The organism is Cupriavidus sp. PET2-C1 (genome assembly GCF_054515855.1).
Map to the genome: position 1 here is coordinate 2,361,932 of NZ_CM137260.1, position 15,952 is coordinate 2,377,883.

Genomic DNA, 15,952 nt, shown 5'->3' on the forward strand with positions numbered 1-15,952 from the left:
GTAACTTGAGATGCGACTTCGTAAAAATCAGCGATTCGCCCGGGCTAGTTGTTTCGGCGCGAAACAATTAGCCCGGGCGATTCCGGTCTTCATGAACCCGGCAAGCGGCGCCAGCGCGGCTTTACAGCATGCCGGTGACGGCCGCCAGCCGCTCGATGCTCCATCCCTTGCCCAGCAGGATCATGCGCGTGTGCAGGTCGTCATGCACTTCGCGGCTGACTTCCTGCCCGAGATAAGTCAGCGTCTTGTAGCGCAGGTCGACATAGCCCAGCACATGGTGCCTGGACAGCGAGTGCCACAAGGCATTGGCGCCGGCGGACTGCCGCGCGCCTGTCATCAGGCACAGGCCGGCGTCCAGCCCCCAGCGGTAGATTGCGGTGGCCAGCCCGCGGCGCTGGTAGGCCGTCTCGTACTTGGAGTGCGGCGCGCGCAGGTATGGGTCGGCGCGCCGCCCCACCTCGATCAGGCGGTTGAAGACCGTGTAGCCCGCCAGGCGCTTGCGCGCCACATCCTCCACGTAGACGTAGTACTCGCCATCCGCCTCGCGGTAGCGGATCACCAGCTCCGGCGAGTCGGTGGCGATTGCCGGGATGCCGTGGAGACGGTCGCCCGGCCGGTGCAGGCGGCCGTAGATGGAATCGAACTCCTGGTCGAGTTCGGCGGGGCGGTGGCTGACATCGATGCGCAGCTCGAGCCTGCGCGCAAGCCACGGAAGCGCCGTGGCCGGCGCCATGATGGACATGTCGTTCTCCCGGAGGCGCGGCACTCAGGCCGGCATGTGCTGGAAGCCCCGTGCCAGGGCAAACACCACGACCATGAAGAAGGCCAGGACCAGCAAGACTTTGTAGAACATTGCTTATCTCCCAAGTGAACGATGTGAACAATGAGAACGGTGAGAACGTGAGAACGTGAGAACGTGAGAACGCGAGAACGGTGAAGGAACAAGGGCAAGCCAGGCGGTGGCATCTCAGCACATGGCAGGTTCCTCCCACCATCCGCTCACCAGGCCTTCGGGCTTGCGCGCCGCCAGCACCTTCGCGCTCGCCGGCCATGCATCGACCCTGACATCCAGGCCGGCGTACACGCCATAGCCAATGCCCGCGCGGATCTCGTCGCCCGCCTGCAAGCCTTCGCCCGCCTTGATGGCGCATTCGGCAACGATGGCCTCGAGCGCCTTGATGCCCCAGCCGGCCTCCAGATGCATGCCGCAGCGGATGGAAGCGCCGCACTCGATGCCGTGGCCGGCGCGCACGGTGTGGCGCGCATCGATGACACCGCCGGCGCGGATGCTCTTGCCGCAGTGAATGGCTGCTTGCCCGATCAGGTCCTGCCCGGCCACGGCGCTGCCGCCGAGCGCGATCTTGCCGCCGCACAGCACATCCCAGCCGGCCTTGAGGTTGCCGCCGCCGGTGATCGTGTCCTGCACGTCGATGCCCCATGCGGCCTTGATATCGCCGCCCGCTTCGAGCACGCCGCCGCTGTGGATGCCGCCGGCCGCCGCAAGGCTGTCACCGGCCACGATGGCCCGGCCCGCGCGTATGCCGCCGCCGGCCTGGATGCTGCCCCCGGCGCGCAGCGTCGTCCCGACGTCGATGCAGCCGCGCACCACCAGCGAGCCGGCAAAGACCACGGCATCGGCCTCGATGCTGTCCACGGCGAGTACGGCGTCGGTGGGGCCGAACTGCGTGAGCAGCCAGCAGGCGTCGTCAACGCGGCCGTCATCGACGAGGGCGTCGAGCAGGTGCTGGTAGTCGCTGCCGCCCTGGCGGTTGCGGACGAACCAGCGGTAGCCATCGGCGCAGGGGCGCTTGGCTTTGACAAAATTCTTAGTGAGCTCCATGGCGATGAAGGCGTGCGAAGTGAATGCCGCGAACGCGCCGCGGCAGGAAAAAGGGGTGCAGGGCCATGACGGGGCGACGGCTACGCCGTGGCCCCGTGCTCAATCAGAGATTGATGAGAAAGTAGACGACGGCGACGGTGCCGATCGCACAGAGGGTCTTGCGATAGATCGAAGACGAAGACACGGCTTTTCTCCCAGGTTGCACATTGGACAAGGGGCGCGATGCGCGCCCTCAGGCAAAGTGCCGTGCGGGGAAAGTCAGGACCTGGCTGGTGTGTCCTGGTTTCCCCGCACGGCCTGGAAAAGCACGGCGGCGAAACCATAGGTGTTGACCGCGGCCGGTGTGGCGCGGAGCGAGCGCACGCTGCCCTTGGCCGCGCACGCACGCGTCGCCACCGCATGCATGGCATGGCGGCGGACTGCGTTGCGGTGCGGGACGAGGAGCATGAGGTCTCGAATGAAGGGTGGAAAATCCTGGCAAGCCGCTGCCGTTTTTTGAGGCAGCACATACTCTTATGCCATATCGGGTGGGGCTTGTCCAGCTAACCCCCCTTGCGGGCGGACGCGAGGCGGGCATCCTGGCCGGGCACCTCGGCTAGAATCGTGCGTCTTCACGAGAGGGGGCGCCACATGCTCGAAGCCATCGGCCTGGGCAAATCGTATGGCACGCGGGCGGTGGTGAAGGACGTTGCCTTCACCGTCGCTGGCGGCGAGATCACGGGCCTGCTGGGGCCCAACGGGGCTGGCAAGAGCACCACGGTAGCGATGCTGTGCGGCCTGGTGGCCCCCGATGCCGGGCGCGTCCTTATTGGTGGCAGCGTGCTGCAGGATGCCGGCGCGCGCGCGGTGAGCCTGCTCAAGCGCCGCATCGGGCTGGTGCCCCAGGAGCTGTCGCTCTACGAGGAACTGCCGGCGCGCGCCAACCTGGAATTGTTCGGCGCGCTCTACGGCTTGTCGGGTGCTTTGCTGCGCGAGCGCACGGCCCAGGCACTTGCGCTGGTGGGTTTGTCCGAGCGCGCGCGGGACAAGCCCGCGCATTTCAGCGGCGGCATGAAGCGCCGCCTGAACATTGCCTGCGCGCTGGTCCACGATCCCGACATCCTGATCTTCGACGAGCCCACCACCGGGGTCGACCCGCAAAGCCGCAATGCCATCTTCGACAGCCTGGAAGCGCTGCGCGAGCGCGGCAAGGCGCTGCTCTACACCACGCACTACATGGAAGAGGCCGAGCGCCTGTGCGACCGCATCGTGATCATGGACCACGGGCAGGTGGTGGCCAGCGATACGCTGGCCGGGCTCTATGGCCGGTTGCCGGTGGCCGAGACGCTGCAGGTCACGGTCGACGGCGTGGTCGATGCCGCGCAACTGGCGCATGACTGCGCTGCGCACCACGTTCGTCACGCACGGCAATGCGCCGGCGTGCTGACCATTGGCGTGGACGATCTCGCGCGCGCCGTGCCCGCGGTGATGGCCTGGCTGGGCGCCCGTGGCCGCGTGGTGCGGCACCTGGCGTCGGGCCGGGCCACGCTGGAGGATGTGTTCCTGGCGCTGACCGGGCGGCAACTGAGGGACGGAGCATGAGCGCGTTGAATGTACTGCGTGCCTTGTTCGCGCTGGTCCGCGCGGACTTGCGGCTGTATTTCTCGGATCGCCGGGCGCTCGTCATGGGCGTGGCCGCGCCAATCGCTATCGCGGCGTTCTTCGGCTACCTGTTCAACCCCGCCACGCAGAAGCCATCGCGCATCCCGGTGGCGCTCAGCGACCTCGATGGCACTCCCTTGTCGCAGAAGATCGTCGCGGCGCTGCGGCAGGATCCCGCATTGCAGCTGCGCGAGCTGCCGGCCCAGGCCGCCGATGAAGCGGTGCGGCAAGGCAAGGTGCAGGTGGCCGTGACCTTGCCGGACGGCTTCGGCGAGGCGGCGCCGCGCGCGCTGTTCGGCGCGCAGCCCAAGCCGGTGCTGACATTGCGCTACGACCCCTCGCAGGCGCTCGCCCTGGCGGTGGTGCGCGGCGTGCTGACCCAGCACGTAATGGAAAGCGTATCGCAGGCGGCCATGGGCAGCGGGCCGGATGCGGCCCGGCCGCTTGGTGCGCTGCGTGGCGCAATGGCAGCGAATCCGGACCTCCCGGCCGCGTATCGCCAGGATGTGCTGGCGATGGCCGACAGCATCGAGCGCGTGCAGCGGGCTCAGGCAGCGCGCGCCGCGAGCGGGCCGGACGCGGCAGGCATGCCCCGCATGCGGATGGGGCTGCCGTTCGAGGCGCGCGAGCAGCCGGCCAGCGCGCAGGCCGGCCGTCCCTACAACAGCTACGCGCATGCCTTCGCCGGCATGGGCGTGCAGTTCATCCTCTTCATGGGCATCGAGTTTGGCGTGGGGCTGCTGCTGATGCGCCGCCTCGGCCTGTGGCAGCGCCTGCGTGCCGCGCCGGTGTCGCGCGCTCTGTTGCTGGGCAGCCGCATCATCAGCGGCGCGCTCACGGCCGTGATCCTGATGGCGCTGATCTTCAGCGCCGCCATTGCGTTCTTTGGCGTGCGCATCGACGGCAGCGTGGCGGGCTTTGCCGGGGTGGTGGTGGCCTTTGCCCTGACCACCGCCAGCTTTGGCCTGCTGGTGGCTGCGCTCGGGCGCACGCCGGCGGCCACGCGCGGGCTGGCGATCTTCTCCACCTTGCTGATGGTGATGCTGGGCGGCGCCTGGGTGCCGGCTTTCCTGTTCCCGTCGTGGCTGCAATCGGCGTCGCTGGCCTTGCCCACGCGCTGGGCCGTGGACGGGCTGGACGCGATGACCTGGCGCGGGCTGCCGCTGCAGGCCGCGCTGGTGCCGATCGGTGTGTTGCTGGCCTTTGCCGCGCTGTTCACGCTGCTGGCGATCTGGCGTTTCGATTGGGAGGAGCCAGCAGCTAGCGCATAACAGGCGCCAACGAGGAGCGCAGGCGTGCGGTCGTGCTCCGGCTCCTGGTGTCCCGTTCCGGTGATTCGCTCACAAAATCTGCCGAGTTTGGCGAGGATTGAATCGGTGGAAGCCGTGTCATGGAATGCGGTTGTATTTTTTGTTTGGCATGATGGAGCCGGAAGTGTTTTGGGGGTGGGGTTTTCATGCTTCTAGCTGCTGTCGCGGCTGTGCGGTGTTGGCCGATTTAGAACGTGTGAGATGTCACTTCTCTTTACTCGTAAAGAGAAGTAACCAAGAGAAAGCGATCCTTGCAGGAGGCTGGCGTGTCGGCATTGGGGACTCCAATGGTTTCGTCGTCAGGCCCTGGGTTCTAACAGACTCGTGCCGTTACCGGTCCAGAGCACCACTACCCAGCCAATGCCCAGGGATTCGTTGTGGTCCCCCCGATAGCGCCCACCACGAACTTCAAGCCGTCTGTCGCTCGCGGTGCAGGCGGCCACGAAGTTGCAAGCGTCCCGTTTCCGTCGTGGGCGCGGTGGCACCGGATTGATTGGCCGAAGAATTCTTCCACCGCGCCCACCCCACCACGAAACCATCATGGTGTGATATATCGTGGCGCTTCGAACCCGTACCGGCAGATGTGTGAATGAGCAGGGATGCCGCTACCGAGCAGCCTCACCACGAAACCGGCGCCATCCGCAGGATCGTGGCCATTCAATCCGGTAACGGCATGAGGCCATTAAAACCCGGGGCCTGACGACGAAACCACCGGGCTGCGCAGCCCCGACAAGCCAGCCTCCTGCAAGGATCGCTTTCTTTTGGTTACTTATATGAACGCGCCCCGGTTTGCCAGGTAAATCATCTCATGATGCTCGGCGAGGATTTGGTTGCAGCCTTATATCCGGCCTCATGCAGGTCAAGCCTGCGGGCCCCTATGGAATTCGCCAAGAGCGGCCCTCGTCTTTTCAGCGTGCTCGAAGCACTTGTAACCGATCAGGGTCTCGTTCTTGCGGTCCAACCTGCCTTGCCATCACTTCACGTCTACCCGCGCAACCTGCTAGTCGAATTCAATTAACCTGCTTCATAGCCGCAGCTAGGGCTGCTGTGCCTACGGTTTTGGTAGGCGCAGATGCCCTAGCGCGGAATCCGCCATTTGCCTGGCCCTCGCCGCTTTCTTCAATTCGTGGTCTCTTTCATACGGCTCCTTGCCCCTCAGCACCGCCCAGGCAATTCTCGCCGCCTTGTTCGCCATCGCCACCACCGTCACGTTGGTCGGGCGTCGGCGCGCCAGCTGGTCGCACCAAGTCCCTTTGTCCTTGGCCCGGAACAGGACTGCCCTGGCACCGTGGATCAGCAGCATGCGCAGGTAACGGTCTCCGCGTTTGCTAATCGCCCCCAGTTGCACCTTGCCCCCAGTGCCACGCTGGCGCGGCACCAGCCCCAAGTAGGCCGACAGTTGCCGCCCCGATTCGAAGCCCTGCGCATCGCCAATCGTCGCTAGCATCGCCGTGGCCGTGAGCATGCCAATCCCCGGAATCGCCATCAGTTGCTCGCACGCTGGCTGCGTTTGGGACCAGGCCTTGATCTGTCCTTCCAACTGCTCAATGCCTTTGTCTAGCCGACCGATCAGCTCGAACTGTTCGCGCAACGCCTCGAAGACCCTCGCCGGCACGTCTTCCTCCACTTCGGCCAGTCTCTCGTTCATCTCCGCCAGACCTGCCTGACGCCCCCTCTTGAAGCTCAAGCCAAACTCATAGAGCGCGCCGCGCAAAGCGTTGATCATCATGGTGCGCATCTTGATGTGCTGCTCTCGCATCCGATGCAACACCAGCGTGGCCTGCTGCTCCACTGTCTTCGGCGTCACTGTCGGCATGCCCGGCTGTTGCGCCGCCGTCCAGATTGCGCGCGCATCCGCGGCGTCAGTCTTGTTGGTTTGCACGAACGGGCGGACGTATTTCGCATGCAACAGCTTCACCTCATAGCCCATCTCTAGGAGCTTGCGGGCCCACCAGTGCCCGCTGCCGCACGCCTCCAGCGCCACGCGTCCTTTGTGCTGAGCTAGAAACTCGATCAGCTTTTGACGCTGAAATCGCCGGTTGTGAATCTCGCCAGTCTCAGGGTCAACCCAGTACAGCTGGAACACATGCTTTGCAATATCCAGCTCAAATGTCATAGCATTCATTTCGGGTCCCTCCGTTCCTGTAGTGGTGGTGACATCTTCCACTCTGGCACATTGCGATGCCGTTCGGTCTGGAGGGACCCCCTCTCATCAGACTCTTTTCTGCCTGACCCACACTACCGTCTCGCTACCTCGCGCTCCACTGCGGGGACGGGGCGCGTTCATACCATCTTTTCTTTACGAGTAAAGAAAAGTGACACCTCCATGTGCGTAAACGGCCAACCCCGCACAGCCGCGCCAGCAGCTAGAAGCATGAAAACCCCACCCCCAAAACGCCCCCCAGTCGGCGGGCTACAAGCAATACAGACCGCATACGTGCATACATATCCAACCCCGTATGGCCTGTTCACGCATGGCATATGCACTTCACGCCGGCCTACAATTCCTGTTCCAAGCACAACAGACTTTGCGAACGAATCAGCGGAACGGGACACTAGGGTCCCGTCCTCACGGGAGATCCCATGCATCTCGAAGGTTCCTGCCATTGCGGCGCGGTCAGCTTCAGCCTGGAGTCCGGCTCGCCTTATCCGTTCATGCATTGCTACTGCTCGATCTGCCGCAAGACAGCGGGCGGCGGTGGCTATGCCATCAACCTCGGCGGTGACGCCGCCACGCTGAAGGTTCGCGGGAAAAAGCATATCGGCATCTATCACGCGGTGATGCGCGAGCCGGGCAAGCGCGCGCGCCGCTCGCCCGCGGAGCGGCATTTCTGCCTGAAATGCGGCAGCGCGTTATGGCTCTGGGATCCGCGCTGGCCGGAGCTGGTGCATCCGCAGGCGGGCGCCATCGATACGCCGCTGCCCAAGCCGCCGGAGGTGGTGGAGGCCGCGCTGGATTTCGCCGCGCCCTGGGTCGATGTGCCCAAGGGGCGAGGCCATGTGCACTGCGGCACCTGGCCCTCCGAGTCGCTTGCCGAGTGGCACAAGCGCCGCGGCCTGCAAGGTTAGCCGCGCGCCAGCATGATCCCCGCGGTGGCGATCAGGCACAGGGCAAACGCGGCGCGCAGCCGCCGCTCCGGCATCCGGTGGGCCAGCGCCACGCCCCACGAGATGGTCAGCATGCCGCCGAGCGACAGCGGGATGCCGCTGGCCCAGTCGACATGGCCGGCATGGGCATAGGTGGCCAGCGCCACCACCGCGCCGGGCGTGACCAGCGCCAGCGCCAGGCCTTGCGCCGCCGCCTGCCGGAACCCGAACAGCCCGACCAGGGCCGGCGCCGCCACCACGCCGCCGCCCACGCTGAAAAAGCCCGAGAACGCGCCGCCGACCACGCCCAGCGCCGGAATCCAGCGCGGTGACAGGCGCGCCTGCTGCGCTGTGGCGGCGCGCCCTGGCAGCAGCCGCCAGAGGAAATAGAGCGCCAGGCCGATCATGAAGCAGGCAAAGATGCGGCGCAGCAACACGGCGTCGATAGCGGTGGCGAGGCGTGCCGAGGCATAAGTCGCCAGCACCGCTGACAGCCCGAGCACGACCGCCGTGCGCAGCGCGATGTCGGCGCGCCGGCGGTATTGCCAGAAGCCGATCAGCACATTGGGTGCAATCATCACCAGCGCGGTGCCCTGCGCCAGTTGCTGGTCCATGCCATAGAGCAGGCCCAGCGCGGGAATGGCAATCAGCCCGCCGCCGATGCCGAACAACCCGCCCACGGCGCCCAGCGCGCTGCCCAGGCCAAAGATCAACAGGGCGGACAGCAAAGACGGCAGCAGGGAATGGTCAAGCATGGAATGCGGGAAGCGGCTCTAACGGCAACGGTGTCGCAACAGCGTGGCAACTGCGTGCACTGCGGGGTGAGTGATAACGCCCCGGGCCGGCGTTCCGGCGGGGGCAAAAGGCGCGAAGCGCGTAATGATACGCGGCTTTGGCGACCCGTCTGCCGGCTACTTCGTTTTGTCACGGAAGCAGCGTATTTGTCAGGGTTTTCCCTCGAAACGGGGGTGTTCGAGGGGGTTTTCCCACACTTGCTGGCAGTGTGAAAGGTGTTTGTAATGCAGTTCGGTTTGAATGCGCTCGGGAGATCGTTCGCCGTTGCCGGATACCGGCAAGAACACGTCGGGTTCCACGGAGATGCGTGAATATTCGCTAACTCGGTGCACCGATGGGTGGGCATCGTCGTTTACCGCACACTTAAGTCGAACCGAGCCAGATTGATCGTGTCTTTTTCCATTCCTCGTTTCCTGCTGCTAAGCCTTCTCGGCGCCGTCGCGGGCGCTGCCGTGGCCGGCTCGAATGTGCCGCAAAGCGCACCCTTGCCGATGGACGGCCCCTGCGTGGCGCCGCCGTCCAAGGCTAACCTGACCCTCGCCCAAGTGCGCGTCGATGCCGTGCGCTGCAACCGCGACATCATCGCGGCGCGGCGCAATGTGGAGGCCAGCCAGGCCGATATCCAGATTGCGTCGCAGCGGCCCAACCCCGTGCTCAGCCTGGGCGTGGCCAATATCAACCCGCATGCCGGCTTCAACTCGGGCGGCCCGCGCAGCAAGACGGTGGACTCCACCCTGCGTGTGGACCAGGTGATCGAGACCGCCAATAAGGGAGGCTTGCGCGTGGATACCGCGCAAGCCTCCAGCCGCGCCGCCGGCGAAGTGCTGCAGGCGGTGATCACCCAGCAGGCGAGCCTGGTGGACCAGGCGTTCTATGAGGCACTGGTGAGCCAGGAGCGGGTTGCCGTGCTCAACGAGACGCTGGCGCTCTACGGCCGCACCCAGCAGGCCAACGAGGCTCGCCTGAAGGCTGGCGATGTGTCGCGCGCCGATGTGGCCAAGCTGCAGCTCGATGTACTGCGCGCGCAAGCCGACCTGCGCAGCGCCATGGCCGACCATGCCAGCGACAAGGCCGCGCTGGCGCAAGCCATCGGCGTGCCCGGCACGCTGGCCGACAATCGCCTGACGCCCGACTGGCCTGCCCTGGACGTGCCGGTGCCCCAGCCCGACGCCGACACCGTGCAGCGCCGCGCGGACGTGGCGGCGGCAGAAGCCCGCCTGGCCGCAGCCGCCAGCGCACGCGACCTGGCCCGCGCGGGGCGCGTGCCGGATGTCACCGTGGGCGCGCAGGCGGAGCACTACCCTGTCTCGGCCGCCAACCAGACCGGCAGCGGCAACAGCTTCGGCGTGTTCGTGTCGATCCCGCTCTACGTGCGCCACAGCTTTGGCGGCGAAGCCCGCCGCGCCGAGGTGGATTACTACGCCGCGCTGGATGATCGCAACCGTGTGCTGCTCGAGGCGCAGAACGAGCTGGAGCGCTCGCGCAACCAGCTTGAAGCCGCCCGCCTGTCGCTCAAGCAGATGGTCGAAGGTGTGGTGCCGACCGCCGAGAGTGTCGCTGGCAGCGCCGAGTTTGCCTATGCCAAGGGCGCCAGCAGCGTGCTGGACCTGCTCGATGCGCGCCGGGCCTTGCGCCAGACGCGCCTGGACGCTGTCAACGCGCAAGGCGATTTCGCCAAATCCCTGTCGGCTTACCGCGCCGCCCTGCAGTCCTCACCCAATTCCCAGGCTCGCCCCGATGTCCCGCGTCCTTAATTCCGTGTCTGCTCCGATGTCCGTCCCGATGACTGCTACGCCTGCTTCGATGTCCCCCGTACGTGCCGCGGCCCGCCAAGGCGTCGCCGCCCGGCTGGTCGCGTTTTCGCTGGTCGCGCTGGCGCTCGCCGCCTGCGGCAAGAAGGAAGCCCCGCCCCCCAGCGACGAACCCAAGGTCAGCGGCAACACCGTTGAATTCCCGGCCACGGTCAGGACGCTGCCCGGCATCGTGGGCGAGACCGTCAAGAGCGGCGGCGAGCGCATGCTGAGCCTGCCAGGCCGCCTGGTCTGGAATGAAGACCGCACCGTGCGCGTGTCGACGCCGTTTGCCGGGCGCGTGACCGAGGTGCTGGTGCAGCCGGGGACCAACGTCAAGGCGGGGCAGGCGCTGGCCATGCTGACCTCGACCGATTTCGGCGTGGCCCAGGCCGACGCCCGCAAGGCCGCGGCCGACGCAGCCTATGCCGGCAAGGCGCTGGCCCGCCAGCGCGAGCTGTACGGTGCCGGCGTCGTGGCGCAAAAGGACCTGGAGCAGACCCAGGCCGATGCCGCCCGGGCCAATGCCGACCTGCAGCGCACCCAGGCTGCCTTGCGCCAGTACGGCGCCGGCGCGCAGGGCGAGGGCGCGAGCAACCGCTTTGCCTTGCGCACGCCGATCGATGGCCTGGTGGTGGAGCGCAATATCAATAACGGCATGGAGCTGCGCCCCGACCAGCCGCCCACCGCGCCGCTGTTCCTGGTGACCGATCCCGGCGAACTGTGGGCGCAGGTCGACGCGGCCGAGGCCGACATCGCCCTGTTCAAGCCCGGCGTGACCGTCCAACTGGTGTCGGCCGCCTATCCCGGCGAGACCTTCGCCGGCAAGGTGATCAAGGTGGCCGATTACGTGGATCCCGCGGCGCGCAGCATCAAGGTGCGCTTGTCCGTGCCCAACCCGGACCGTCGCCTGAAGGCGGAGATGTTCGTCACCGCCAAGCTGCAGGCCGCCTCCTTCCAGGGGATCGCGGTGCCGTCCAAGGCTGTGTTCCTGGCCGAGAACCACCACTTTGTGTTCGTGCGCACGGCGCAGAACCGCTTTGAGCGCAAGCAGATCAAGCTGGGCGTGTCGCTGCCCGGCATGACCGAGGCGGTGGAAGGGCTCAAGGATGGCGACGTGGTGGTGACCGACGGCAACCTGTACCTGCAGGACATCCTGCGAGACGCCACCGCGGTCAACGCGGCGCGCGCGAGCGAAGCCAGCAGCGCCAGCGCGAAGCAGTGAGGAAGACCGCCACATGATTTCGCGCATCGTCCATTTCGCCCTGCACCAGAAGCTGTTCGTCTGGCTCGGCCTTGCCATCTTCATCGGGGGTGGCCTTGCGGCCTTCAAGAACCTGCCGATCGAAGCCTTCCCGGATGTCTCGGACATCCAGGTCAACGTCATTACGCTGTACCCGGGCCGCGCCGCCGAGGAAGTCGAGCGCCAGGTCACGATCCCGATCGAGACCGCGCTGGCCGGCACGCCGAACTCCGTGCGGGTGTTCTCGCACACCCAGTTCGGCCTGTCCTTCCTGATGGTCACCTTCAATGACAAGGCCACCGACGTGGTGGCCCGCCAGCAGGTGATCGAGCGCCTGCGCGGGGTGGACCTGCCCGACGGCGTGCAGCCGGAGCTGGCGCCGCTGTCCACCGCCATCGGCGAGATCTTCCGCTTTCGCCTGACCGGCAAGGGCTACAGCGCGCAGGAGCTGCGCACGCTGCAGGACTGGGTGGTGGAGAAGAACCTGCGCCAGGTCCCGGGCGTGGCCGACCTTGTCACCATTGGCGGCACCATCAAGCAGTACGAGGTGAACCCCAACCTGGCGAAGATGCGCGACGCCAAGATCTCGCTCTCGCAACTCTTTACCGCCCTGCAGCGCGCCAACTCCAACGCCGGCGGCGGCGCCGTGGCCAACGGGCGCCAGCAATTCCTGCTGCGCTCGCTGGGCAGCTTCCGTACCTCGGCAGATATCGCCGACGTGGTGGTGTCGGAAGTCAACGGCACGCCGATCCTGGTCAAGGACATTGCCGAGATCAGGACCGGCTCGGCGCCGCCCCAGGGCCTGATGGGCCAGGACGACGAGGACGATATCGTCTCGGGCATCGTGGTGATGCGCAAGGGCGAGAACCCCTCGCTGGTGCTCGAAGCGCTCAAGAAGCGGATCGACCTGTTGGACAACTCGATCCTGCCCAAGGGCGTGAAGATCGTGCCCTACTACGACCGCTCCACGCTGATCGACAAGACCCTGCACACGGTGTTCGGCAACCTGGTCGAGGGCGCGCTGCTGGTGATGGCCGTGCTGTACCTGTTCCTGGCCAATGTGCGCGCCGCGGCCATCGTGGCGATCGTGATTCCGCTGGCGCTGCTGTCCACGTTCATCGGCCTGACCTGGGTGGGCATTCCCGCCAACCTGCTGTCGCTGGGCGCGATGGACTTCGGCATCATCGTGGACGGCGCGGTGATCGTGGTGGAGAACATCTTCAAGCGGCTGGGCGAGCTGAAGGAGGCGCAGATCAAGGACAGCCGAGCGCGCATGCACGCCATCCTGCAGGCCACTACCGAGGTGGGCCGCCCGACCGTGTTCTCGATGATCATCATCATCGCCGCGCACATCCCGATCTTTACGCTGCAGCGCCACGAGGGCAAGATCTTCGCGCCCATGGCCTACACCGTGACGGGTGCGCTGGTCGGCTCGCTGATCATCTCGCTGACGCTGGTGCCGCTGCTGTGCCACCTGCTGCTGACCAAGAACATCGCGCATGAAGACAACTTCATGGTGCGCCATAGCAAGCGCCTCTACGAGCCGATGCTGGCCTGGGCGCTGGACCACAAGCGCACCGTGGTGGGCATCGCCGTTGGCCTGCTGGTGGCAACGGTTGGCGTGGGCAAGTTCCTTGGCAGCGAGTTCCTGCCGGAGCTGGATGAAGGCTCGATGTGGGTCAGCTTCGACCTGCCGGCGTCGGTGTCCATCGACGAAGCGCGCGACCAGGCCCGCCGCCTGCGGGGCGTGATTCGCAAGACGCCCGAGGTCAATACCACCATCTCCAAGGTGGGCCGCCCGGACGACGGCACCGACCCCAAGCTGATCAACACCGTCGAGATCCTGGTCGACCTGAAGAACGACAAGCAATGGCGCGCGGGCTACGACAAGCGCAAGATCATCAACGAGATCAACGCCAACCTGCGCCAGCTGCCCGGCATCGAGCCTAATTTCTCGCAGCCGGTGCGCGACAACATTCTTGAGAGCATCTCCCAGATCAAGGGCCAGATCGTGATCAAGGTGCAGAGCGACAGCTTGCAGCAGAACAAGCGCGTGGCCGACCAGATCCTCGCCAACGTGCAATCGGTCCAGGGCGTGATGCGCGCCTTTATCGACCGCGACGGCGAGCTGCCGCAGTACGTGCTGGACTTCGACCGCGCCCAGGCCGCCCGCTACGGCATCAACGTGGGAGACGTGCAGGACCTGATGGAGACCGCGCTGGCCGGCAAGGCAGCCACCGAGCTGTGGGAGGGCGAGAAGCACTTCAGCGTGGCGGTGCGCCTCAAGCCTAACGAGCGCCAGCTGCCAAACCTGCCGAATATCTTCTTGCAGACGGCGGACGGCGCGCAGGTGCCGCTGTCGCAACTGGTGCACTTCCGCGCGGCTTCCGGCGCGATGAACATCAGCCGCGAGAACGGCCAGCGCACCACGTCCATCGGCATCTTCATCCATGACCGCGACATGGGCAGCGTGGTGAAGGACATGCAGGCGCTGGTCGCCAAGAACGTCAAGGCCGACGACGTCAAGATCAGCTGGTCGGGCGAGTTCGAGAACCAGGAACGCGCCATGGCGCGGCTGTCGATCGTGGTGCCGCTGTCGGTGCTGGTGATCTTCCTGCTGCTGTTCAACGCCTTCAAGTCGTTCAAGAGCGCGACCCTCATCATCTCGAACATTCCGTTCGCGCTGATCGGCGGCGTGTTTGCGCTGTTCATCACCGGCATTCCGCTGTCGGTGTCGGCTGCGATCGGCTTTATCGCGCTGTTCGGCCAGGCCGTGCTCAATGGCGTGGTGATGGTGACCTACTTCAACCAGCTGCGCGACGAAGGCATGCCGGTGCGCCAGGCCGTGCTGACCGGCTCGATGGACCGCCTGCGCACGGTGCTGATGACCGCGCTGCTGGCCATGCTAGGCCTGTTCCCGATGGCCATCTCGCGCGCCATCGGCTCGGAGACGCAGCGCCCGTTGGCCATCGTCATCATCGGCGGCCTGATCACCGCCACCATGCTCACGCTGATCGTGCTGCCCACGCTGTATGAGTGGATGGTTGGGCGCAACTGGCCGGACGAAGAGAACGGCAATGGCAATGGCAAGGAGAACCACTTGTCGGATTCGCTGCCGGCCTGATTTTCCGGTTGTTGCCTGCCTCGAAAGCCCGTCACCTTGGTGGCGGGCTTTTTTTATTCACCAAGGCTCCAGCTCGGTACTTCGCTGGACTGCGCCCGAGCCGATGAAGCAGGTTCATCAATCACTTAGGCGCGCCCATCAGATGCCGGTGCTTTCCGAAATTTTTCATTGACCGCAATGTCATCCCCTTGCCAAGGTGCCCCTCGCGGGCACTCTTTCCATCTTCACGATAGACTTTGCCGACTCGCGTATCGATTCTGATCATTCGCTTGACCAAGAAGAATGGCGGCCATCTGTTCTTGCGGATTGCGACAGTGATCGGCGATCATTTTCACGATAGGCCTTATGCTTGAAAAATCGGCATTTCCTCGATGGATAAAGCCGCTCGCCTGGCATGGAACATCCTCTCGTCATTCACGAAACTACTCAGCAAGGAATAGAAAATGGATTTAACGACATTCTTTCTCTATGTGATAGCTGTGTCGGCCGTCACCGTCATTCCCGGCCCAACCATGCTGCTCGCGCTGAACAATGGCGCACATGGAGGTATGCGGCTGGCGGCATTCGGCATCGCCGGCGCAGCGTTGTCCGACTTGATCCTGATCAGTGCGGTAGGTTGCGGCCTCGGCGCGCTTCTGATCGCATCCGAACAGTTGTTCACGCTCGTGAAGTGGGTAGGTGCCGCCTACCTGCTGTACTTGGCCTGGATCCTGTGGCGAGCCCCCGGCAGCCCGATTCATGCAGACGCATCAGCAGCTGCGCCACCGAGCGGTCGCGCAGCCTTCGTCCGTTCGCTACTGGTCGCCTTGTCCAACCCGAAAGGGCTGCTGTTCTTCTCCGCGTTTCTTCCGCAGTTCATTCATCCCGAAGGAGCTATCGCGGCTCAGTATGTCACCCTCGCACTCGTGACCGCGGTGATCGACATCGCCTTGATGAGCGTCTACGCAGTTGGGGGATATCACGTGATACGCATCCTCTCAGGCCGGGCGATGCGCTGGCTGAACCGGGGGTGCGCTGGCATGCTGGCAGGACTGGGCATAGCACTGAGCCTGTATCGCCGCAGCGGCATACAGTGAGTGCCATTCCCTCCTGATCCACATCGCAAAGGGACCTGCTGCGCAG

At 65.3% G+C, this 15,952-nt stretch carries 12 protein-coding genes; 7 read left to right on the plus strand and 5 right to left on the minus strand.

Annotated elements, in window-relative coordinates; genetic code table 11:
* Positions 1–121 precede the first annotated feature (121 nt).
* From ACX12D_RS30595 to ACX12D_RS30605, 3 genes are all read right to left on the minus strand, one after another.
* Positions 122–742 carry an N-acetyltransferase gene (locus ACX12D_RS30595; protein ID WP_459374767.1) on the minus strand — a complete coding sequence of 207 codons (621 nt, stop codon included), beginning with the start codon at positions 740–742 and terminating at the stop codon, positions 122–124.
* A 225-nt stretch (positions 743–967) separates the two neighbouring features.
* Complete coding sequence (locus tag ACX12D_RS30600; RefSeq protein ID WP_459374768.1) at positions 968–1,840, minus strand: hypothetical protein; 873 nt, start codon at positions 1,838–1,840, stop codon at positions 968–970.
* A gap of 258 nt (positions 1,841–2,098) precedes the next feature.
* A complete protein-coding gene (locus ACX12D_RS30605) occupies positions 2,099–2,287 on the minus strand; it encodes a hypothetical protein (protein ID WP_459374769.1) in 189 nt (62 codons plus the stop codon).
* Between the two features lie 183 nt (positions 2,288–2,470).
* On the opposite strand from ACX12D_RS30605, the gene ACX12D_RS30610 reads away from it, so the two are divergent.
* Positions 2,471–3,421 carry an ABC transporter ATP-binding protein gene (locus ACX12D_RS30610; protein WP_459374770.1) on the plus strand — a complete coding sequence of 317 codons (951 nt, stop codon included), beginning with the start codon at positions 2,471–2,473 and terminating at the stop codon, positions 3,419–3,421.
* Positions 3,418–4,752 carry an ABC transporter permease gene (locus ACX12D_RS30615; protein WP_459374771.1) on the plus strand — a complete coding sequence of 445 codons (1,335 nt, stop codon included), beginning with the start codon at positions 3,418–3,420 and terminating at the stop codon, positions 4,750–4,752. The genes ACX12D_RS30610 and ACX12D_RS30615 overlap by 4 nt, the downstream gene beginning before the upstream one ends.
* Before the next feature lie 1,090 nt (positions 4,753–5,842).
* Here ACX12D_RS30615 and ACX12D_RS30620 read toward each other — a convergent pair.
* On the minus strand, positions 5,843–6,916 hold the full coding sequence (locus tag ACX12D_RS30620) for an IS110 family RNA-guided transposase (RefSeq protein ID WP_459376570.1): 1,074 nt from the start codon (positions 6,914–6,916) through the stop codon (positions 5,843–5,845).
* A 458-nt stretch (positions 6,917–7,374) separates the two neighbouring features.
* Between ACX12D_RS30620 and ACX12D_RS30625 the strand changes: the two genes are divergently transcribed.
* Complete coding sequence (locus ACX12D_RS30625; protein ID WP_459374772.1) at positions 7,375–7,860, plus strand: GFA family protein; 486 nt, start codon at positions 7,375–7,377, stop codon at positions 7,858–7,860.
* Here ACX12D_RS30625 and ACX12D_RS30630 read toward each other — a convergent pair.
* Positions 7,857–8,633, minus strand: a complete 777-nt coding sequence (locus ACX12D_RS30630; protein ID WP_459374774.1) for a sulfite exporter TauE/SafE family protein — start codon at positions 8,631–8,633, stop codon at positions 7,857–7,859. The genes ACX12D_RS30625 and ACX12D_RS30630 overlap by 4 nt on opposite strands.
* 531 nt (positions 8,634–9,164) lie before the next feature.
* On the opposite strand from ACX12D_RS30630, the gene ACX12D_RS30635 reads away from it, so the two are divergent.
* The 4 genes from ACX12D_RS30635 to ACX12D_RS30650 all read left to right on the plus strand — a co-directional run bounded on the left by ACX12D_RS30635 (position 9,165) and on the right by ACX12D_RS30650 (position 15,906).
* Positions 9,165–10,427 carry a TolC family protein gene (locus ACX12D_RS30635; protein ID WP_459376571.1) on the plus strand — a complete coding sequence of 421 codons (1,263 nt, stop codon included), beginning with the start codon at positions 9,165–9,167 and terminating at the stop codon, positions 10,425–10,427.
* 49 nt (positions 10,428–10,476) lie between these two features.
* Entirely contained in the window at positions 10,477–11,688 is a 1,212-nt protein-coding gene (locus tag ACX12D_RS30640) for an efflux RND transporter periplasmic adaptor subunit (protein ID WP_459374775.1), read from the plus strand.
* A 13-nt stretch (positions 11,689–11,701) separates the two neighbouring features.
* Complete coding sequence (locus ACX12D_RS30645; protein ID WP_459374776.1) at positions 11,702–14,830, plus strand: efflux RND transporter permease subunit; 3,129 nt, start codon at positions 11,702–11,704, stop codon at positions 14,828–14,830.
* Positions 14,831–15,273: 443 nt separating this feature from the next.
* Complete coding sequence (locus ACX12D_RS30650; RefSeq protein ID WP_459374777.1) at positions 15,274–15,906, plus strand: LysE family translocator; 633 nt, start codon at positions 15,274–15,276, stop codon at positions 15,904–15,906.
* Positions 15,907–15,952 lie beyond the last annotated feature (46 nt).